The sequence below is a fragment of the Streptococcus sp. HMSC072D05 genome (assembly GCF_001815805.1).
GTDB lineage: Bacteria > Bacillota > Bacilli > Lactobacillales > Streptococcaceae > Streptococcus.
Genome location: NZ_KV822044.1, coordinates 40,303 through 40,650, shown reverse-complemented (window position 1 = coordinate 40,650; position 348 = coordinate 40,303). Strand labels below are relative to the sequence as shown.

The following is a 348-nucleotide window of genomic DNA, read 5'->3' as shown; positions in this document are numbered from 1 at the left end:
AGCTTTTGTCAAGCTGTCCATAGCCTTATCATACTCAATTTCCGGTTGTTTTGGTTCAGCTGGTTGATCAGGCTGGCCAGGTTTCTCAGGTTGAACTGGATTCTCAGGTTGAGCAGGTTTTTCAGGCTCAGCAGGTTTCTCAGGTTGAACTGGAGTTTCTGGTTGAGCTGGCTTTTCCGGTTCAGCAGGTTTTTCAGGCTGAGCTGCTTGGAGCTTGCTGATTTGTTCGAGAGCAGTTTCTAGCGCTTGATTGACTGCTTCCTGAGTTTTAGCTTCTTGGATGGCAGCAATGGCTTGGTCAGCAATTTCTAATAATTTCTTCTTAGCTTCCTTGTTGGATCCAAGCTC

1 pseudogene is annotated in these 348 nt (G+C 46.3%); it reads right to left on the bottom strand.

Annotated elements, in window-relative coordinates:
* Positions 1 to 348, bottom strand: a pseudogene (locus HMPREF3057_RS10550) (hypothetical protein); the annotation flags it as partial.